Genomic DNA, 21,984 nt, shown 5'->3' on the forward strand with positions numbered 1-21,984 from the left:
ATAGGATTTGAAGATATTATCCTAACTGTGATAGTATATTAACAGATAAAGTTTGAAAATTGATTATATTAGAAGTGATAATAATAAATTATAAGAATGGGTTTTGCGACGAAGAAAACTAAAAGATGGGAATTTGGGCAATTAAAATGGACATTTTTGTCTATTTTATTTTTTGTTCCGCCGATACATCCTTTGGTGATGTTGTCGCAAGCATCTAAGAGCAAAGTTCGTTCTTGGTATGCTTTAGCGTGGGTATTACTGGCTATTCAACTTGGATTATTTTATTCATTTTATTATTTCGCGGGTGCGATGTCTTCGGGTATGTTGGCTACAATAGTTGGATACATAACAACTTATATTGTTGGTAATGGACTTCTTCTAGGTCAATCCAAAGACTATTTGCAACGATTAGAATTATCAGAAGTGAGACAATTGACTTGGGTCAATACTATTGCGCATCAACGTCGTTTGGAACTGGCGCAAGCTGAAGTTGAAACACCGCAATCTTTTGTGACGAAATTGATGTTCTTCCAGAAGGCTATACAGAATAGAACGCTGCAAGCACATATTGAGAAGATTGTTCGTATGTTTCATCTATTAGAGCAGCGCGATATTATGGAGGCTGAGAAATTTCTGGTAAGACATGGGACAGTGGTCAATGTGCTGCGTGAATATTATGATTTGCAACAAACTAAACTCAATAATGCTGTTACGTTAGAATCCAAAAACAAGTTGGAATCAGTGTTGGTACAGGCATCGTCGGCTATTGAGCAAGATGTGACTAATTTAATAAAATATCGTTTGCTAGATGTGTCTGCAGAATCGGATGTGTATTTGCAAACGCTTAAAAATAAAAAACTACTTAAAGACTAAAGTATGAGTACAATAGATTTAACGACTTACGACGATAATACTCCGGAAAAGGGTCAAGAGATGCAGGTGAATTTTACACCCGAAGAAAAGGCTATAATCCAACAATATAAAGATAATATCAATCTCCAATCTACTACTGATATCATACAATATGGTGTAGCTAGTCAGACAAAAGTGAGTAATTTTTCGAATGAAATTTTAAAGCAGGTTCGTACAAAAGATATGGGAGGTGCGGAAGAGATTTTGTTAAATTTACGCTCTGATATTAAATCTTTTGATGAAAATATTAACAAGAAGCCATTAATTCCTTTTTTTGATTCATTAAAGAAGAAAGTTCAGCGTTTGCGTACGGAATATGCTTCTGTGGAGAAAAATATTCATCAAATTGAATTAAAGTTAGAAGGTCACTACAAAAATTTGCTAAAGGATGTTAATATTTTTGATAGGCTTTTCCAAGAAAATCAGAACTATTTCAAGGAGCTTTCTTTGCATATTGCAGCAGGAGAAGAGAAGTTGCAAGAAGTACATTCCGTTACGTTGCCACAATTAAAAAAAGAGGCGGAAGAATCTGGCGACCAGCACAAGATTCAGGCGTACAAGGATATGGAGCAACATGTGGTGCGTTTTGAACGTAAAGTGCATGATTTGAAATTGACACGTATGGTTGTGTTGCAAACAGCACCTCAGATTCGAATGATTCAAAGTAACAGTTCTTCGTTGATGGAAAAAATCCAATCCAGTATTGTGAACACATTGCCGCTTTGGAAAAATCAGATGGTGTTGACATTGGGTATTGCACATGCACAACGTGCTTTGGAGGCACAGAAAGCGGTAACGGATGCAACCAATGAATTGTTACGTAAGAATTCTGAAATGCTCAAAGAATCGACTATCAATGTAGCACGTGAAACAGAGCGTGGTATCGTCGATATCGAAACTATCAAAAAAGCAAACAACGATATTATCAGCACGATCGAACAGGTATTACAGATACAACGTGATGGTCGTGAAAAGCGCAAAGTCGTAGAACAAGAATTGCTACAATCCGAAAATGAACTAAAGCAAAACTTGTTGAAATCTTCGGATGATACAAGATTAATAAACTAAAAAAGCCGCTTAAAGCGGCTTTTTCTAGTTTTATGTGTCATTTAGCTTTGCTAAGCTCCCTGCGGTCATTTCGACGAAAGGAGAAATCTTAAAGTAATTGCTATTCTTTGTTTAATGTGAGATATCTCTCTGCGTTCGATATGACGATTATGTCACGTCCTTCTGAAATAAGTAGGAAACTAAATTTCTAATTTCATCACTTCAAAATTGATTGATTTATTCCTCCACTAAAGAAATCTCATAAATATCTATTCTCTTCATATTTTCATCTTTTCCATCAACTGTAATTTCTTTATAAAGTTCTATATAAGTGGCAACTCCATAATGAGAATTATATTGATAGGTATTATGGAAATAAATATCCATTTTTAAATCTTTTAATTCATTTTCTTTGATAGGGTTTTCTTTATTTTCATGTTTTTTTAAGAACTCAAGCATTTTATCTACGAAGTTGCCTTCCATTGTTTTTTCTTCAACTAGGGAAAAATAATCGTTTTCCTCATCATATTCTTCACAATATAAAATACCTTTCAAGGTTAGCGGAATATTAAATATAGGTGCAATAACTTCTTCTTCAAAAGGAATAGTATCTTGAGGATTAAATGAAGCCCCAAGTGCATAATGTAAAGCTTGTATATCTTGTGCATACAAGGCAATGAGTGAGTTGGGATCGACAGAGCCAACAAATTCTTCCATAAAATTCTTCAATTGTTCATTAGAATTTTCAGTTGTAAAAATATCTTTCAGTTCTTTAAAATCTGAGGCTATTTTTTCAGCTAAAATATGCTCATTTAAAATACCTTTAAATGTACCCATTTCATCAGTTTCATAATCGAATTTGATTGTTGAAAGATCAATGAGTTTTTTTTGCATTTCTTCTGGCAATTCAATCAACTTTGGATTGGAAAATACATCTGCAGTTCGATAATAGCTGATGACATAATTAGAATCTGTAGAATCTTTTACCGTAATCTTGAAGTTAAAGGCAGCTTCTGTAGTTTTGGGTTCTTTGGTACTACTCGAATCAATTCTTGTTTTAGTCACGGAATAATATAACGTTTCTCCTCTCTCCAGATATGATATTAGGTTAAGTATTTTAGTGCTGTCATTTTGTGCATAACATGTAGTAAAAATAAATGCAACGAATATGAATAAGAGTCTTTTCATAAAGAATTAAAAATTTAAACTAAAAATGCTAATTAAAATTGGACTATTTGTTATTCTTTGGATTTTTACTATTCTTTTTACCTTATAAAATGATATATTTAGACAAGTAATTTTACATCTCTCGAGCTTATATAAGTAATGAAATCAAGAAGACATTTTATACAAAAACTTGGGCTTTCTAGTATTGGATTAGGACTTTCTTCATCTTTATTAAAGGCAGAATCTTTTGTTCATAAAGCTAAATCGAATAAGCCCATCGTGTTATCAACATGGGATTTTGGCTTGAAAGCCAATGAAGAAGCTTGGAAAATTTTATCGAAAGGAGGTCGTGCATTAGATGCTGTCGAGCAAGGTGTGCGTTTGACGGAAGCTGATCCCTCGGAGCGAAGTGTCGGCTATGGTGGACGTCCAGATCGAGATGGTAAAGTTACGCTAGATGCTTGTATCATGGACGAGCATGCGAATATTGGTTCTGTAGCAGCTTTACAACAAATTATACACCCCATTTCGGTGGCTAGAGCTGTGATGGAAAAGACTCCTCATGTCATGTTAGTAGGAGAGGGTGCGCTTCAATTTGCAAGATCACATGGTTTTAAAGAAGAGAATTTACTGACTGTAGAATCAGAAAAGGAGTGGAAAGAATGGTTGAAAACAGCCAAATATGAGCCTGTTGTTAATATTGAAAACCACGATACGATTGGAATGATTGCGCTGGATGCACATGGAAATCTTTCTGGTGCATGTACTACGAGCGGAATGGCGTATAAGATGCATGGCCGAGTAGGAGATTCGCCAATAATCGGTGCAGGATTGTATGTCGATAACGAAATTGGAGCAGCTACAGCAACTGGTCATGGTGAAGAAGTTATTCGTACCGTGGGTAGTCATTTGGTTGTTGAACTTATGCGTCAAGGTCATGCGCCACAAAAGGCTTGTGAAGAAGCGGTAAAACGAATTATTAAATTCACACAAAATAGAAGTAAATCCTTAGACAATATTCAAGTTGGTTTTATTGCACTCAATAAACATGGAGAATATGGTGCATTTTGTATTCACGGTGGTTTCAATTATGCTAAATATGATGCAAGGGGAAATGAATTGATTAAGGGAAAATCGTATTTGAAAAATAATGGCTAAACTAGAAATTGCAAGTTTTAATATAAATTCAGCACTTATTGCGCAGGAATTTGGTGCAGATCGTGTAGAATTGTGTGCAGGAATGGAAGTTGGAGGCACAACACCATCGGATGATGATATTATCCAATTACGCGAAAAACTAACCATAAAGTTGAATGTTATGATTCGACCTCGCGGTGGAAATTTTGTTTATTCAAATGAGGAATTTGAGTCAATGAAGCACGTTATACTGCGCGTAAAAAACTTAGGCGTGGATGGCTTAGTTTTTGGAATTCTTAACCCAGATAATTCCGTTAATGTAGCACAAAATAAAGAATTAGTTGAATTGGCGGCACCACTTCCATGTACTTTTCATCGTGCTTTTGATGATGTTGCTGATTTTCAGATAGCTCTTGAAGAAGTGATCTCGTGTGGATTCAAAACTATTCTTACTTCTGGATGCGAAAGTAATGTGGATTTGGGATTAGATAATCTTACTAAATTGGTTCAATTGGCTAATAGTAGAATTGAAATCATGCCTGGTGGAGGTTTACGATCAACTAATATTGTAAGGATATTGAATCAAACTAAAGCTACATATTTTCACTCTTCGGCTATTACAGATGGGGGAGACACTGCTGTTGGGATGGAGATTTTGGCCTTAAAATCAAAACTCGAAAATCAAGAATGATTAATGCTAAATTAAAAAGTGGTTAATAAATGCAGTAGTTTTTCTTTACTAACAGGTTTTAATATGTAATCATTAATGTATGGGTACTGCTGGATTCTTTGCACATCAGATTCGAGCGGAGAAGAGCTGATAATAAATATTTTGCAATTTTGAAGAAAGGCGTATTCTTTTTCTTTTATTTTCTCCATTAATTCCCATCCTGTCATATAAGGCATGTTAATATCTACAAAAAGATAATCAGGCAATTCTAATTGTTGATCATAATCTGATTTTAGACCGTCTAATGCGTCGAGTGCATTTTCATAGCTGCATACTGTAAGATCTAAATTTTCATTATGTGTTAACATTGCTCCAAACACCATTCTGAAAATTGCATTATCGTCAATGAGAACAACATTTTTTGATTTTGTAGCCATAAACTATGTATTGGGGAATTTTACGTAAAAAGTAGTTCCTTCTCCAAGCATACTTTCAACGTCTATTTTTCCACCTAGTGAGTCTACTTGATATTTTGTAATATTCAAGCCTAAGCCTTTGGTATTGAATCCACGATGGAATATTTTCTTAAACATAAACAGTTGTGACTTGACTTTGTTCAGATCCATGCCTAAACCATTGTCTTTGACTGTAAGAATAATACTGTCTTCATCATAATGAGTATCCAACTGAATATCTAGTATACGGCTAGGCTCTGAGAATTGTAAAGCGTTATCTATTAATTCTTCCATAATTGTAAACAGAGCTAATCTATGTGTTCTGATATCAACTGCTTGAAAATTACTTCTAATACGCGCATTTTTTTTCGTAATGAGTGGTTGCTTCAGCTCTATTATATTGTTTAGTATATCATTAAAGTTGCAGGTCTCTTTTTCTTCATTTTGAATCGAATTATTTATTTTAGATGCAATATCTTTTAAGTCATCAAGTGTTTCTTCCAGTTCTTTACAACTAGAGCTCAATAAATCTAAAAATGCATCCTTCATTCCATTTTCTTCGGATGCTTTTATATTGTCCACCAACATTTTAATGTTAGCAATTGGACTCAAAAGGTTGTGTGCGATAATATAATTAGCTTCTTCGTTTTGAACAATTTTAGACTCCAAATGTGCCTTGATTGTTTCCAATTTCTTCTTTTTGAGTTTTAATTCTTCATTATTTCTTATAAACTCTGTCATATCTACCAGCTGAACAATAAAATATTGCGGTTGGTCAGAGGTGTCGCGCACTAATGATATTGTAATTGAACACCAGACATAATAATTGTCTTTATGAAGATATCTTTTAAGAAAAGTATGGTAGTTTTTCTTTCCTTCGATTAATTCTTTTCGGACGGTTAAATCATAATTCTTATCTTCTGAATGTGTTATATCTATGGATCGAATCTGTTGTAACTCCTCCTTGCTGTATCCTAAAATTTGTGATACAGTTTTGTTTCCTTCTAAAAGGTACCCTTCTAAAGAGGTCAAGGTTGTGCCTACTCCCGAAAAGTGAAATGCTTGGTAAAATCTTTGCTCCGAAAAAATCAATTTATCTTGATATTCTTTTTGCTTGGTAATATCAGTAATTACTAGTGCGACAATTTCACTTTGATCTGGAATATTTTTTACAATTAGGGAATACCATCTCAAAACATCTTTGGGGTATTGTAAGGCATATTCGAATGTTTTTTGTTTCTTCTCTCTGATACTGGAGCGAATAAGAGATAGAATTTTATAAGATATCTCTTGAGGAAGAATGTCAGTAAGAGGTCTGCCAATAAATGAACTTGGTGGATGAATGAGAAGATTAGGTTTATTGGTCCAATAATTCAAAAATATTCCATCTTTGTTTACTTCGAATATAATATCGTTGATGGAAGACACCAATAGGCGTTGATTGTATTCTTGTTTTTTTAATTCAATTAGTTTTCGAATTAGAATGGAATTGTCATAGAGTGATATTATTAAGTTGTCATTATCATCTTGAATGAAAGTTGCAGAAATGTATTTTTGATGTTTTGCAGAAGGTATTTCAATAATATAATTAGCACCATCTTTTACAGTTTCTTCGAAAGGAATAGGTAAAAGCGTATTTGAGTCCAAAAATATAAAATCCTGTATAATAATGTCCGATTTGAGATCATCTAATTCTAGTAATTTTCGTGCTTGGTCAGTAATATGAAATACTGCTCCATTACTATTGCAACACAAAAATCCCTCAGTGCGATGACTGTTCAGAAAATCATTATTCATACAAAAACGACATATTTAGATTAAAATATCGGGATTCTATTTAGTTATCGATAATTTATGCAAGCAATATAGGAGTTTTATCTTTGAATAATAAGTATTTAAGTATGTATTTATATAAGGTTCTGTAGTAAATAGTTTACTTTGCAACTGATTGATTGCTGAGTTGATTATTATTTCTTAATTAAGATTAATTTTAGGAATCTGCTGAATTACTGTGCTTGCTGCCGCTAATGTCAAAACATTCTCTAATTCCGATATTTCAATTGTTGTTTGGTCAGACAGTCTCGGGATGCAATACAGATGAATTGAAGATTGCACTTCAGACAATATAATTTCTCCGAAAACAGTGCCTTTACCAGCTAGTATAATTCGTTCTGGATTAAGAATATGGATCAAGGTCGCAATACCTTTTCCTAGCATATGACCAATTTTTCGGAGTGCTTCAATTGTTAATTGGTCCCCAATATTGTAGGCATGTACCAATTGATCAAATGTAATTTGTGATTCATCTTGAAGAATAGATTCTTCTCCTTCAGCCAACCGTTCTTTAATATAATCAATTGCGGATTGTAAAGACGCTTCGACTTCCAAACAACCTTTTTTGCCACATCGGCATAATCTATTGCTGTCTGCCAAAGGAATATGACTAAATTCACCCGCAAATCCCTTATATCCTTTAAATATTTTGTTGTCAATAAGAATACCTAATCCGACACCCCATGTGAAATTGATTACTAAAGTATGAGATGCGTTCTTAGCTTTACCAAAATGTTTTTCTATTAAAGCTATTGCAGTTGAGTCATTTTCAATATATGTGGGTATTCCGCTTTCTTCTTCTATTATTTTAGCTACATTGTAAATAGGGGAATCTGGCACATGTGATGTGTTGATTTGCTTTTCTGCATCTACGAATCCAGGACAAATGATCCCAATTCCTAATATGGCAGACTTTGTGAATTCATCTTTAATTTTCTGTACTTCTTTTACTAGTGAAGTAACTAATTCATCCTCATTCTCCATATTAATAGGAAGTTTGATTGTATTAATCAATTTCTTTTTATCAATATTGAAAATGTCAATATGTGTACGCTTACGCTCGATAGAAATGGCTATAATATTTCCAAGCTTTGTCTCATCTGCTTTATAAAGATAAGCTTTGCGGCCTCCTGTTGATTCGGTAAGCCCTAAGTTTTGTATGAATCCTTTTTTAAGTAAATCTTTGATACCTTTGGTTGTAATAGGAATACTCTTTCCCACAGCTGTACTTAGATCCCCAATAGAGGTAGAACCCAAGAAAAATAAATTTTTCAGGATATTTGTGTTTAAATTCATTTTAATTGGTTGTTTTTTATCGCAAATATAATAATTAGAAATTAATATATTGTAATTGATGTTGAATATATCTTACTTAAACTTGTGTTAAAATAGATAATCAGCTTCAAGTATAAATAAAATGCGATCGACATAAGAACGCATTTTATTTATGTTTTTAGTATTTGTTAATCCAAATTCTATTAAGCCATAAAGCTTGATCAGCTGCTGACTGGAAAACTACTTTAATTTTAGTTGGTTTTGTGATTTTAAGAGAGCCGATTCTAGTATCCACAAATTCTTCTGTGTAATTATTTTCGTTTGGTTCAACAACCATTAATCCATTTGGCTTTATTAAGCCTTCAATTGATTTGTCTCCAATCATAATTTTAATCGGAATTGTAGTTTTAGTGGAATTATGAGCCGAAACATCGATAAAATACTCACCACTTTCTGGTATATCTATGTGCCAAGTTAGATCTTGACCTTTAGATATAATATGACTTGGTTTTTTACCATTGTAAGGTAAGATTTCATGATCCTTTTTATTAAACACATTTTTACTGCTTAGGGCAAATCCGCCAAAGGAAGATTCCGCTACTATATCTGTGTCAAAATCAACATTTTGATTGAATTCAAGTTTTAATAAAGACACAAAATTGTCAGTAGGATCAATAGGTAAGTCAATATGTAGTATCAAGCCTTTTTTGACGAAGTTTAATTTTTGCAACTCACCTCCATTCATCGAATAGATGGATGATGGATTAGATTTGATGCCCGTTAATCGCAGCTTCTTATCCAAAGGCCAATTAAAAATATGCGCATAAATCGAAGATTTGTTGTTGTCTTTTTTTAATGTTAAATACCCCCAATCAAAATTTTTGGCACGTAGAGGAGTTCCTTTTGCGCCATAAAGAGCCTCTCCATAGTTAGATAACCATTTACCGATATCATTTAGCCTAGTCTGACTTTCGTGTGGTATCTGCCCGTCAGCACGCGGGCCAATGTTCAACGTTAGTCCACCATTGAGACTTACATTGGAAATAAGTGATTCAAAAATTTGACTCGTGGATTTCCATTCTTTCTCATATGAACTGTATCCCCACGAATGTGCAATCGTGCCTGGAGTTTCCCATGGATGATCGATATATTCGCTTGCGAAAACATTGTCGCCTAACGTTTGAAAGTCTACGAATTCCGCATCTGTTGGTAAGCCTAATCTAGAGTTAATCAAACAATTTGGTTGTAATTCTCGAATCAAATTCACAGCTTGTTGCAATTGTTCTTTTTTGAAAATGGTTTGCTCATACGGAATCCACATGTCGAACCACATGACCGCAATGTCTCCATAACTAGTCAACAATTCACGCAATTGTGGGATTGCTTTCTCCTGCCAATAGGTGTTAAATTGTTCTTGAGAAACACTTTTAGTCAGTTCGAGATTGTGATCCCAAGCGTATGGATGTTCCCAATCTATCCAATGAGAATAATAGAACCCCAGCTTCATATTGTGTTTACGACAAGCGTCAGCTAACTCTTTGATGACATCACGATTTACACCAGCCAACTTTGATAAGGAATAATTTCCAATTTTCGTATCCCAAATAGCGACACCGTCGTGATGTTTTGAAGTCATAATGATGTACTTCATGCCAGCTTTTTTGGCTTGGATGACCCATTCTTCAGGATTTATTTTGTCCCAAACAAATCTTTTAGCTAGTTCGCCATATTCGTCTTTTGATATACGATTGCGGTAGCGAATCCATTCCGCATAATTATTGAGATATCTTAAATTTTCACCTTTCCAAATTCCTTCTGCAGCAGAATATAATCCCCAATGTATAAACATGCCAAAGCGCGCTTCTTCAAACCAAGAAGTACGGTTAGGAGATTGGGCAATTACATTTGTTAATGTGTTTAGAAATAGAAGTATTGTTGTAGCAATATAAATGAGTCTCTTCATAAATGGTTATTATATATTTTTTATTATTGTTAATATATAAAATCTAAAAAATAGATAATACTAAAAAATGCGTTCCTTATGAGAACGCATTTTCTTAAAGGTAAATTTTAGTTTTGTTTAGCCCACCATAATGGCGTTAAGACCGCATCTGGTCCTCCAAGTAAACTAACAGCTTGATCATAACCAGCTTTGTCTGCACTCTCTAGGTTTGAAGGGTATTTCAAACGTTGAGGGAAAAATTTAATCTGGTTTGTCATAAAGTTACTGCTTGTTAACGCTGGAAGATTAGGTAATGGGTTTTCGACAGCAGGATTCTCAAAGAATGGTAGACCTAATCTACGGTGATCTGACCATGCTTCAAGTGGCAACCAAGGCATATTGGCAATATATTTTTGCGTAATAATTTTAGTCAATGCATCATTACGAACAGTACCATTTTTATATATAGTATTAACTGGGTATTGTATAGTTGTTGTTCCAGATGTACCAGTATATCCATCTATATAACTCATAGTACGTGAGTTTCCAGGCTCTGTGGTGTGTGTGAATTTTACTGATGTTCCCACTCTATTATAAGATTCAGAATTTAGATACGCTGTAACAAATTCACTCACACCATGGTATTCGAAATTTGCTTTTATACCATTTTCGTAAGCAGCTTGTGCGGTCGTGCCTGTATTCCATCCTTTTAATGATGCCTCTGCAAGTAAAAAGTAAGTTTCCCAATTTGCGAAGAAAATGCGGTGTGAATTACTAGTTCTATATGCCTTAGATAGACCTGGTATTTTACCAATTTGCAACGAGCGAATAGGATTGACCGAACCCATTGGGCCAAAATCACCAGCAACAGCTGTACTCCAAGTGTTTTTAACATCTATATCTAATGTATCTGTATTAAAACCAGTCACCTTAGGAAATCTAACTTTTGTAATTGTAGCATCACTCGCATATGATGGATAGTTGGAGAATGTATTACTGTTAAAATCCCCAGGTATAAAAAATGTTTTATAGGCTCTTGGGTCAATTGTATTAGGAAGTCCATCAAAGAAATATCCAGCGGTAGGATCATTAGTTTTAGTTGAATAATGCCCTAGCATTTTTTTGCCAATGTAATTTTCTGGCTTGATGGCGCTATGCAAATTAGATTCTAATTGCTCTTCAGATTTTACTCCTCCTAAACCTACATATAGGTTATTTAAAGTAGTTGATAAAACTTGCCCATTCCATTCTCTACTCATGACGCCTGTTAATGCGTCCCATCCTGGTTTTTCTGCAACTTTGAAATTTTGATCAGTTGCTGTGATTAATTTATTAGTCGCTACTGCACTTTCAAATTCAGTTTTCGCTTTATTTGGGTCAACTTCAGCTATACGCATAGCTAATCTCAATCGCATAGAATTTGCATAACTGACCCATTTATCCCAATCATATTTGTATGCAGGATCGTGGTTTTGGAGTTTGTCAGGACGTGCAATAGAAGCATCGATTTTACTTGAAGCATCTTTTAACTCCTCCAATAAAAAGTAATATACATCTTTAGTCGACTTAAACTCTGGATTTTTACCAGCAAATGCCTCAGTAGGAATAGCGCCAAAATTGTCAGACAATTCACTCATCAAGTATACTCTCCAAATTCTAGCTACTTGAATTAGGTTACCATTATAAGGTTGGGCGGTTCCATTTTCAGCTTTCATATCAGCAATTTGAATTGCTGTATTTGCATTATTTAACCATCCTGATATATAATTCCAATAGTCATTTGTCCAGCCATCATTGTAGCCTCCTGTGGCAAGACCACCAGAAAGGTGTTGTCTTCCTGCTGATTTCCAGTATAATACAAATGCTCTCTCTGCTATATGCGGATCTTGTTGTGCACCGATGATTGAATTATTTATAAAATATTCTACCTGAACCTGATTTTCATTCGCTTGGGTAGGGTTGGTGTTTATTTCATCAAATTTCGAACAGCTCGAAAATGATGTCACTGCTAAAGCAATTGCTAATGTCAGTTTTGTGAATTTCGTTTTCATTATAATAAATTTTAGAAGCCCAGAGAAATATTTAAAAAGTACGAGCGTGATGTTGGGAATGATAAATACTCAAATCCCACAGCATTAGTGCTAATAGCATATACAGATTCTGGATCTACACCATTTGCATGGCTTTTAATCATCCATACATTGTTTGCAGATAGTGAGAATTTCGCACTCTTTACAACAGACGTATTTAATAATCTAGCTGGAATGCGATAGCTTAATTGAACATTTCTCAAACGAATGTTAGTCGCATCATATAAGTTTTCTTCTGTGATACCCAAATTTCCAGATGTATTAGTTACTTGATTCCAATATTGTTGGTGTGTAACTTCTTTCGTATTTACAGTATAACCACCACTTCCGTCACTTACTACTCCTTCTACAACGAATGGTGCTCGCTCTCCGTTAACAACTGTTTCAGCTGCAAGTCCAGCGCGTTGTAATGCTAAATTAGTTCCTGAGAAGAATTTTCCTCCAAAACGTCCGTCTATTAGAAAGGATAAACCAATGTTTTTATAAGCAAATGAGTTGTTTATGCCTATAAGCGCTCTGGCACTTTGGTCTCCTAAAAGGAATTTATCATCGCTTGCGGTTGGAAGGCCGTTTCCATTAATTATTTTTTGACCATAATAAGGACTATTTTCATCTTCTACTCTTGTGTATTTAGTTCCGTATATAGTTCCATAGCGTTGTCCAACAGTACTATTAACCTGTAAATTGTCAAATCCACCTAAAGGATAAAGTCTTAGTTCATCTGTTAATGCAATTAGTTCATTAAGATTTTTTGAATAATTTACATTAATATCCCACATCAACGTTTCTGGATTTTTCAATACATTAATCCCAACCATAGTTTCAATACCTTTATTCTGAATATTACCAGCATTAGCCATGTAATTTTTGTATCCAGAAAGTGGGTTCATTGAAAGTCGAATCAATTGATTTGTTGCATTAGTTTTGTAATATGCAAAATCTAATGATAAGCGATTGAATAATTTCACATCAAAACCTACTTCAAATGACTTTAACAATTCGCTTACTAGATTTGGATCGTAAAGTGTTTCGTTTTTAGAAGCTGTTGTATAACCATTCGGGTCTTTACCTATCGAATACGTGTTATACAAGCTATATGGAGGTAAGCTACTACCAGTTTCAGCATATGATGCTCTGACTTTAGCAAAATTTAGCCATGAAGGATTGTTGCCTCCGGTCTTTTCAATCATATCAGAAATAACCAAGGACGTACTGATCGATGGATAAAAATAAGATCTATTAGCTTTACTTAACGTAGATGACCAGTCATTTCTGCCTGTAACATTGATAAACCAGAAATTATCGTAGTTTATTTCAGCAGTTCCAAATAGAGAGTTGATTTGTTTTTCGCTTATACCTTCTGAAAAACCTGGGTTTCCTTCTGAATTACCTAAAGTAAATAAATTTGGAACTGTCAACGATCCCGCAGATGAAGATAACCAATTCGAATTTTGTTTCATTATCTGACCGAAAAGTGATGCTGATCCATTCCATTTTCCAAATAAATTATCTTTACGCGCATTCAAACTCACAATGTAATTGCGTTCATTGAAATTGTCTGATCCAACACCATATGAATTAGGTAAAGAAGATCCTGTATATGTTCTGCTATCAAATTTGGTGTTATACAAATCAGATCCAGCTCTAAAGTCAGCGTCTAACCAATCGTTAAATCGATATTTAATGGTAGCATTTAATAAGAAACGATTTCTAGAATCTTTATTTAATTTATTGCTAACAGCCCAATAAGGATTCACTGTGTTACTGTTATTATACCATGTTTGATTTACAGCTAATTGATCCATCCCACTTTGAAATTCTGTAATATCAATTGTGTTTGGGGTTAATAATGCAACTGAGTAATAATTACCTGCATTAGATCCGCCTACAGCTCTGTTATTAGCAACTGTATTCATATACTGAACTTTGATATCTGTAGTCCATCTTTTTTCTTTACCGAAAGTAGATGTTAATTTTGACATTAAATTTAGACGATCTAATTTAACACCAGGCGTTTTGCTATTGTCATGCAAATAAGTGGCTGAAGTATATATGTTAGTCCCTTCACTCAAGGATTGTTGGAAAGTAAGATTATGGGTAGTATTAAATCCAGTTTTGAAAAAATTACCTAAGTTGTCGTAAACTTGTAATGTGCGTGATTTATCGTCCCATCCAGTAACAGATTGTCCTGTGATTTTTTCACCCCAATTACTTCCTGAGGTTGCATTAAATACTCCATCGGATCCTTGAGAAAAATCTTTTTGAAGTTCAGGAGTAACAAATAAGTTTTCTAATCCCATTGTAGCTGAGTATGAAATTCCTGCACCTCTACTACTTTTTCCTGATTTTGTAGTGATTAAGATTACACCATTTAATGCACGTGAGCCATATAGAGCAGATGCAGCACCACCTTTCAGTACCGACATGCTTTCTATATCTTCAGGGTTTAAGTCTCCTAAACCATTGCCCATATCTGCAGACGGATTCCAAAAATCGTTATTGGATGCGCCAGCGAAATTTTCCATTGGAACACCATCTACAACAATTAATGGTTGGTTGTCACCTGTAAATGATGTAAAACCTCTTAAAACTATTTTAGAAGATGAGGCAGGGCCTGCTGAACCTTTTATAATTTGAAGACCAGCAACTTTACCAGTCAAGGCATTAGCAATGTTGTTTTCTCTAGCATCTACTAATGCTTCACCTTTAATATCTTGAAAAGAATACCCAAGAGATTTTTTTTCTCTTTTAATCCCCATCGCAGTTACCACCACTTCGTCGATGCCACTTGCATCTTGTTCTAATGTAACATTAACGCTTGTTCCTGATACTGTGATTTCTTGTGTCAAATACCCAATAATAGAAAATTTAAGTTTCTCTCCATTATTAGCTTGAATGGTGAAGTTACCATTTGAGGTTGATTGAGTGGCTCTATTGGTTCCAGTCACCGTTATAGTAACTCCCGGCAAGCCTCCATTTGCATCTGTTACTCTCCCCGTAACAGATTGCTGCGCAAATACCGTTGTGATGCTGAGTATCAACATCAAAATGGAAATGCTCCAATGTTTGTAATAATTGTTCATAATTGTTTGTGATAATTTGCGTTTTTAATTTTTTATTAACTCCTTACTTTGCATGACAGCTATACAAGCCGCTGCTATTGTTTCAATATTTTCTAAGTCTGATATTTCGATAGTTGTTTTTTGAGAAAGTCTAGGGATACAAAATATATGTATAGATGATTGAATTTCGGGCAACAAAATAGCTCCAAAAGTAGCTCCTATTCCACTTATTATTACTTTTTCAGGATTTAGAATATGTATTAATGTGGCTATACCTTTGCCTAACATAAATCCCATTTTTTTGATGGCATGTATACTCAATTGGTCACCTAATTTATAGGCCTGAGTAAGGGATATCAAAAATTGAGATCTATCTTCATTATGTACATGTGGGGCAAGGAGTGATACTTCTCCTTGTTTGAGACACTCTTTAATATATTCTACTGCTGATTCAAGTGAAGCTTCTACCTCTAGACATCCTTTTTTGCCACATGAGCAAAGTTTGCTTTCATCTGCTAGAGGAATGTGACTAAATTCACCAGCAAAACCATTAAAACCTCTGAACAATTGTTGATCTACGATGATGCCTAACCCAACTCCCCATGTCAGGTTAATTACTAGGGAATGATTTGTTTGTTTTGCTTTGCCGAAATTCTTCTCCGCTATTGCTATTGCTGAGGAGTCATTTTCAATATAAGTATCTATAGAAAATTCTTTTTTGAATCTGTACGGGAGGTCGTGCAGAGGAGAATCTTTTGAATATGAATTATTAACGCCGTATTGGGAATCTACGAACCCTGGTGTTGTAATACCAATTTTATAGATAGGATTTGCCTTATTATCTCGTATTACAATTTTGACCTGCTCTACTAACGTATCGTATATTTTGGCGTCATCCATTTGGGTAATATTAATTTCCAATTCATCCATTATGGGCTCGTTAAGGAAATTGAATAATCCAATTCTAATTGAGTAACGGCTTATACAAACAGTAATAATGTTTCCGAGTTTTTCTTTGTTTATGCTGTACGAGGCTGCGCGTCTGCCTCCAGTTGATGCACGCAATCCTTGAGAATGAACAAGATTGTGTTCAACTAAATGGTGGATTGCCTTCGCAACTAATGGGACACTTTTGCTAATAACGTTGCTTATTTCCGCAATGGATTGTGATCCAGAGAAGTAAATGGATTTTAGTATTTGCGTATGTAATTGGTCAAACATGGTTAATATAAATCTTGTATAAAGTTAGTGTTATTATTTAATTAAATCCAAATACTTTTTAAAATAAAAAATAAGTTTGTTGGAGATTCTTGTGATTTTTAATATCAATATGATTTCTTAAGTATTTCTTATCTTCGTCATATTTTTTTAAATTCTATCTAACAAATGAAACAACGTTATTATTCACTGGATGTGTTTAGGGGAGCGACAGTAGCGCTGATGATTATGGTGAACAATCCCGGAACTTGGTCTTCTATGTTCGCGCCTTTAAAGCATGCACCTTGGCATGGTTGCACACCTACGGATTTAGTTTTCCCATTTTTCTTGTTTGCAGTGGGTAATGCCATGTCTTTTGTGATACCAAGATTGCAAGAAGCTGGAGACGCTATTTTTTGGAGAAAAGTAATTAAGCGTACAATCTTAATATTTTTGATTGGCCTTGGGTTGAATTGGTTTCCTTTTTTGCAATGGATAGACGGGACATTACAATTCAGAGAATGGGTGAGTAGTATTGACCCGAGCAAAGGTGTACGTATTTTAGGTGTACTTCAGCGTATTGCGATAGCTTATTTCTTTGCTTCGGTATTAGCTTATTATTTTAAGCCGAAGTCACTTATTTATATTTCTGCTGCAATATTATTAGGCTATTGGGCTGTTTGCTCTTGGTTAGGTAGCGATGATCCGTATAGCTTGACAGGTTGGTTTGGTACCGAGATAGATAAATCTATCTTAGGTGTAGCACATATGTACAAGGGAGAAGGTATTCCTTTTGACCCGGAAGGATTGATGAGTGTTTTTCCTGCGATTGTGCAGGTGGTTTTCGGGTATTTGGTAGGTGTGTTTATCAAAAATCAAGGTCAAGTAGATTGGTTGTGGAAGAAAGTTCCTGCTTCGAATGAGGCTCACTTCAAGCTATTATCTGGACTTCTGGTTACAGGATTTATATTGGTAGTCTTGGGCTGGATTTGGTCATTAGGATTTCCAATTAACAAGAAAATTTGGACGAGTTCGTATGTGTTATATACCACCGGTTTAGCAATAATGACTATTGCTGGAATGGTCTGGTACATTGAGGTGCAAGGGGTGAAAAACTGGTTAACTAAATTCTTTGACGTATTTGGAAAAAATCCGCTATTCATATTTGTATTAAGTGGATTATTGCCAAAGGCTACAGCTTTGATTCGTATTCCTAATGGTTTCAATGATGCTGGTATACAAAAATTCACGACTCCATTCGCATGGTTCTATAATAATGTTTGTGCGCAATTGCCAGGGCCGCCAGAAGTTGGTTCGTTTGTGTATTCGTTGATTTTTTTAGCCATTATGTGGGTAATTGTTTATTTCATGGACAAAAAAGGTATTTACGTAAAGGTGTAGTTAATTTGAAAATTTGTGAATGAGGTGATTGTAAAAAGATTCTATAATTTTCAAATCTCCAAATTATTTTCATTTTCCAATTTAATCCTTACCTTTGCAGACAATTAATAATTTTTAACACTTTAATATTATTCAAGAATGTATTTAAGTAAAGAATACAAAGCTGGTATCTTCGCAGAATTTGCTGGTGCAGCTGAAAACACTGGTTCTGCAGAAGGACAAGTTGCTTTATTCACAAAAAGAATTGCTCACTTAACTGAGCACTTGAAAAAAAACAGAAAAGATTTTAATACACAACGTTCTCTACAAAAATTAGTAGGTAAACGTCGTTCATTATTAGCTTATTTGTACAAAAAAGATATCAACCGTTACCGTGCGATTATCAAAGGTTTAGGTTTACGTGATATCATCAAGTAAGCTTATACAGTGAAAAGCTTTAAAGCCATCCAGTTTTGGATGGCTTTTTTTTATGCATAACCATAATGTCCAATCCAAGTTATTTTTTTCTCTGTTAAATTTAATTGTATATCCAAAAAATAATATCCTCCGTCAGAGAGAGTTGGGAAATCTGCTTCTAGAATATTGATGGCTTCAAGTGATAAAAATAATTTTATGATTTTATGTCCGTTTTGGTCTATATAGGGCAACATTTTTTTATAATAAGATTCATAGTAGCAACAGGGTTCTCCCTTAGGTGTAGTTAAAAGTTTCGTTTTGGGCTTAGGAGTCAAGTATGGTACATGCTCATTATTCTCAATTACTTTAGTCTTAGGCATAATATTGTCCACGGTGTCTTTTATTAATCGCTCTATTTCAAATAATGCTTCATCATCAATCTTAAATATTTCTGTGAATTCTTTTTTACCTTTTAGGTGCACTGTTGTCCATGTCTCATATTGTATTATGTGGTACTTCGGAAACCTTTGAGTGGTATATGTGCTTTTAATTTTAAGAGTAGTAGAATCAATCCTACGTACAAAATCAATTTTTCCATTCTTTATAAATTCTACATATCCATTTGTAAGAAGAAGAGTGTCATTTGTGAGAAAAATACTGTCCTTTTTAATTTTTGCTTTTCCTTTTTTGTAATCAGTATATATTTCTCCTCCATAAATATTTTCTGGGTCTTGTATATGCTTTTTATAACTTAATGAATATATGCTGTCTTCAAAAATAGTTAATTGATAATCTAATGTGTCATGGTCACCATACTTGCCTGGAATAACAGTTTCAGTAGTTAATAGCATAGGTTTAGAAATTGCATTATCAGATTGTTGATTACATGAAAGAATTATGAAAAATAAGAGTATAATTAAAGTGTTGAAATAATGAGATCTAAACATATTTTAAAGGGGGTTCTTGCTGTATAAAAATACTATTTTAAGGAAAATATTCAGTACCTTTGTTCTGAATTTTTAAAGGTCATAAAAATCGATGCATCAGTAGAATAAAGAGGAAAATGCATCATTATTAAAAAACAATGAGTTATAACGAAAAGAAAGTAACAATTGATCTGGGCAATGGTTTAGCTCCGATCGAATTGTCTACAGGTAAATTGGCTAAACAAGCTGATGGTTCTGTAGTGTTAAAACAAGGTGATACGATGTTGTTGGCAACAGTAGTATCTTCTAAAGAAGCTAAAGCAGGTGTGGATTTCTTACCATTATCTGTAGATTACCAAGAAAAATATGCGGCAACAGGTCGTATCCCAGGAGGTTTTTTACGTCGTGAGGCAAGATTATCAGACTACGAAGTGTTGATTTCTCGTTTGGTAGATAGAGCTTTACGTCCATTATTCCCTGAAACATATCACGCAGATACGCAGGTAATGATTTCTTTAATCTCTGCGGATAAAGATATCATGCCAGATGCATTAGCTGGATTAGCAGCTTCTGCAGCACTAGCTGTATCAGATATTCCTTTCAACGGTCCTATTTCTGAAGTTCGCGTAGCGAAAATCGATGGTCAGTTGGTTATCAACCCACGTTTATCTGAATTAGAAAAAGCGACATTAGAATTTATCGTTGCTGGTTCTGCGCAAGATATCGTGATGGTAGAAGGTGAAGCAAACGAAATTTCGGAAGCTGAAATGGTAGAAGCAATTGCTTTTGCGCACGAGGCTATCAAAAAACAAGTTGCGGCACAATTAGAATTATCAAAATTGGTAGGTTCTGAAACTAAACGTGAGTTTAACCACGAGCCTTCAAATGAAGAATTGAGAGCGCAAATTTTCAGTGCAACGTACGATAGAGTTTACGAGATTGCAAAATCTAGATCTGCTAAACATGAACGTTCTGAAAAATTTGCTGCTATAGCACTAGAAGTAATGGAATCATTAGGCGAAGATGCTGATGATGATACTAAATTCTTAGCGAAGAAATATTTCCACGATGTACAGTACGATGCGGTTCGTAATCTTGTATTAGATGAGGGAATTCGTTTGGACGGTCGTGATGTGCGTACTGTTCGTCCTATCTGGTCTGAAGTGGATTATTTGCCTGCGGCTCACGGTTCGGCGGTATTTACACGTGGTGAGACTCAATCATTGACTTCAGTTACTTTAGGTGCTAAAGACGATGAGCAAATGATTGATGGTGCTTTCATCAATGGATACAACAAATTCATTTTGCACTACAACTTCCCAGGTTTCTCTACTGGTGAAGTAAGACCAAATAGAGGTGCTGGTCGTCGTGAGATTGGTCACGGTAACTTAGCTATGCGTTCATTGAAAAAAGTGTTACCTGCTGATTCAGAAAATCCTTACACAATTCGTGTTGTTTCGGATATCTTAGAATCTAACGGTTCTTCGTCTATGGCAACAGTTTGTGCGGGTACATTGGCTTTATTGGACGCGGGTGTGAAATTGAAAGCTCCTGTATCAGGTATTGCAATGGGCTTAATCACTGATGAAAAATCAGGTAAATATGCTATCCTTTCAGACATCTTAGGTGATGAAGACCACTTAGGTGATATGGACTTTAAAGTAACAGGTACTGAAAATGGTATCGTTGCTTGTCAAATGGACTTAAAAATTAATGGTTTAAAATGGGAGGTATTAACACAAGCATTAGACCAAGCAAAAGAAGCTCGTCTTCACATCTTGGGTGAGATGAAGAAAACTATTTCTGAGCCTCGCGAAGATTACAAACCACACGCTCCACGAATCATTCAATTGACTATCGATAAAGAATTTATCGGAGCTGTTATCGGACCAGGTGGTAAAATTATCCAAGAAATGCAACGAGAAACAGGCGCTACTATCGCAATCGAAGAAGTTGATGGTAAAGGTATCGTTCAAATCTTTGCAGATAATAAAGATGCTATTGATGCGGCTACTACACGTATCAAAAATATCATTGCTAAACCAGAAATTGGTGAAACATACGAAGGTAAAGTGAAATCTATCATGGCTTTCGGTGCTTTCGTAGAGATTATGCCGGGTAAAGATGGTTTATTACATATCTCTGAAATTGATTGGAAACGTCTTGAATCAATGGACGGAATCTACAAAGAAGGTGATATCGTAACTGTGAAATTGTTGGATATCGACAAACAAGGTAAAATGAAACTTTCTCGTAAAGCTTTACTACCACGTCCTCCACGTGAAGACAAACCAAAAAGAGAAGAAAAGCCGGCAGCACCAGCTACTGATGCTCCACAAGCTTAATTCTTTTAGTGAAAAAACATTACATGGCCCGACTAGAATTTCTAGTCGGGCTTTTTTAAAGCTAAACTATTAAATAATTATTCCCTCATTCACTTTACTGGTACACTAACCATACCGCTCCATTGACTC

General features: G+C 34.8%; 16 protein-coding genes. 7 read left to right on the forward strand and 9 right to left on the reverse strand.

Annotated elements, in window-relative coordinates; genetic code table 11:
* Nucleotides 1-96 precede the first annotated feature (96 nt).
* Both GOQ17_RS01205 and GOQ17_RS01210 read left to right on the forward strand, forming a co-directional pair.
* Nucleotides 97-873 carry a hypothetical protein gene (locus GOQ17_RS01205; protein WP_159633588.1) on the forward strand — a complete coding sequence of 259 codons (777 nt, stop codon included), beginning with the start codon at nt 97-99 and terminating at the stop codon, nt 871-873.
* A 3-nt stretch (nt 874-876) separates the two neighbouring features.
* Nucleotides 877-1,980 carry a toxic anion resistance protein gene (locus GOQ17_RS01210; protein WP_159633591.1) on the forward strand — a complete coding sequence of 368 codons (1,104 nt, stop codon included), beginning with the start codon at nt 877-879 and terminating at the stop codon, nt 1,978-1,980.
* Nucleotides 1,981-2,196: 216 nt separating this feature from the next.
* Here GOQ17_RS01210 and GOQ17_RS01215 read toward each other — a convergent pair whose 3' ends face one another.
* Nucleotides 2,197-3,147 (reverse strand): hypothetical protein, encoded by a 951-nt coding sequence (locus tag GOQ17_RS01215; protein WP_159633594.1) that lies wholly within the window; start codon nt 3,145-3,147, stop codon nt 2,197-2,199.
* Between the two features lie 138 nt (nt 3,148-3,285).
* Between GOQ17_RS01215 and GOQ17_RS01220 the strand changes: the two genes are divergently transcribed.
* Both GOQ17_RS01220 and GOQ17_RS01225 read left to right on the forward strand, forming a co-directional pair.
* Nucleotides 3,286-4,284 (forward strand): isoaspartyl peptidase/L-asparaginase family protein, encoded by a 999-nt coding sequence (locus GOQ17_RS01220; protein WP_159633597.1) that lies wholly within the window; start codon nt 3,286-3,288, stop codon nt 4,282-4,284.
* A complete protein-coding gene (locus tag GOQ17_RS01225; protein ID WP_159633599.1) occupies nt 4,277-4,954 on the forward strand; it encodes a copper homeostasis protein CutC in 678 nt (225 codons plus the stop codon). The genes GOQ17_RS01220 and GOQ17_RS01225 overlap by 8 nt, the downstream gene beginning before the upstream one ends.
* Before the next feature lie 11 nt (nt 4,955-4,965).
* Here the strand turns inward: GOQ17_RS01225 and GOQ17_RS01230 are convergent, their stop codons facing one another.
* The 7 genes from GOQ17_RS01230 to GOQ17_RS01260 all read right to left on the reverse strand — a co-directional run bounded on the left by GOQ17_RS01230 (nt 4,966) and on the right by GOQ17_RS01260 (nt 16,811).
* Nucleotides 4,966-5,370 carry a response regulator gene (locus GOQ17_RS01230; RefSeq protein ID WP_159633602.1) on the reverse strand — a complete coding sequence of 135 codons (405 nt, stop codon included), beginning with the start codon at nt 5,368-5,370 and terminating at the stop codon, nt 4,966-4,968.
* Nucleotides 5,371-5,373: 3 nt separating this feature from the next.
* On the reverse strand, nt 5,374-7,185 hold the full coding sequence (locus tag GOQ17_RS01235; protein WP_159633605.1) for a PAS domain-containing sensor histidine kinase: 1,812 nt from the start codon (nt 7,183-7,185) through the stop codon (nt 5,374-5,376).
* A 177-nt stretch (nt 7,186-7,362) separates the two neighbouring features.
* Nucleotides 7,363-8,517 carry an ROK family protein gene (locus GOQ17_RS01240; RefSeq protein WP_159633608.1) on the reverse strand — a complete coding sequence of 385 codons (1,155 nt, stop codon included), beginning with the start codon at nt 8,515-8,517 and terminating at the stop codon, nt 7,363-7,365.
* 157 nt (nt 8,518-8,674) lie between these two features.
* On the reverse strand, nt 8,675-10,459 hold the full coding sequence (locus GOQ17_RS01245) for an alpha-L-fucosidase (RefSeq protein WP_159633611.1): 1,785 nt from the start codon (nt 10,457-10,459) through the stop codon (nt 8,675-8,677).
* Between the two features lie 107 nt (nt 10,460-10,566).
* On the reverse strand, nt 10,567-12,489 hold the full coding sequence (locus tag GOQ17_RS01250) for a SusD/RagB family nutrient-binding outer membrane lipoprotein (protein ID WP_159633614.1): 1,923 nt from the start codon (nt 12,487-12,489) through the stop codon (nt 10,567-10,569).
* An 11-nt stretch (nt 12,490-12,500) separates the two neighbouring features.
* Nucleotides 12,501-15,611, reverse strand: a complete 3,111-nt coding sequence (locus GOQ17_RS01255) for a SusC/RagA family TonB-linked outer membrane protein (protein WP_159633617.1) — start codon at nt 15,609-15,611, stop codon at nt 12,501-12,503.
* Nucleotides 15,612-15,635: 24 nt separating this feature from the next.
* Nucleotides 15,636-16,811: an ROK family protein gene (locus tag GOQ17_RS01260; protein WP_159633620.1), complete on the reverse strand. Its 1,176-nt coding sequence runs from the start codon at nt 16,809-16,811 to the stop codon at nt 15,636-15,638.
* 165 nt (nt 16,812-16,976) lie between these two features.
* Here GOQ17_RS01260 and GOQ17_RS01265 point away from each other — a divergent pair, with 165 nt between their 5' ends.
* On the forward strand, nt 16,977-18,188 hold the full coding sequence (locus GOQ17_RS01265) for an acyltransferase family protein (protein ID WP_159633623.1): 1,212 nt from the start codon (nt 16,977-16,979) through the stop codon (nt 18,186-18,188).
* A 138-nt stretch (nt 18,189-18,326) separates the two neighbouring features.
* Entirely contained in the window at nt 18,327-18,605 is a 279-nt protein-coding gene (gene rpsO / locus GOQ17_RS01270) for a 30S ribosomal protein S15 (RefSeq protein ID WP_149914686.1), read from the forward strand.
* A 50-nt stretch (nt 18,606-18,655) separates the two neighbouring features.
* On the opposite strand, the gene GOQ17_RS01275 is transcribed toward rpsO, so the two are convergent.
* Nucleotides 18,656-19,435 (reverse strand): hypothetical protein, encoded by a 780-nt coding sequence (locus tag GOQ17_RS01275; protein ID WP_159633626.1) that lies wholly within the window; start codon nt 19,433-19,435, stop codon nt 18,656-18,658.
* Nucleotides 19,436-19,668: 233 nt separating this feature from the next.
* On the opposite strand from GOQ17_RS01275, the gene GOQ17_RS01280 reads away from it, so the two are divergent.
* Nucleotides 19,669-21,855: a polyribonucleotide nucleotidyltransferase gene (locus tag GOQ17_RS01280; protein WP_159633629.1), complete on the forward strand. Its 2,187-nt coding sequence runs from the start codon at nt 19,669-19,671 to the stop codon at nt 21,853-21,855.
* Nucleotides 21,856-21,984: the final 129 nt, after the last annotated feature.

Source organism: Sphingobacterium composti, from assembly GCF_009829075.1.
GTDB lineage: Bacteria > Bacteroidota > Bacteroidia > Sphingobacteriales > Sphingobacteriaceae > Sphingobacterium > Sphingobacterium composti.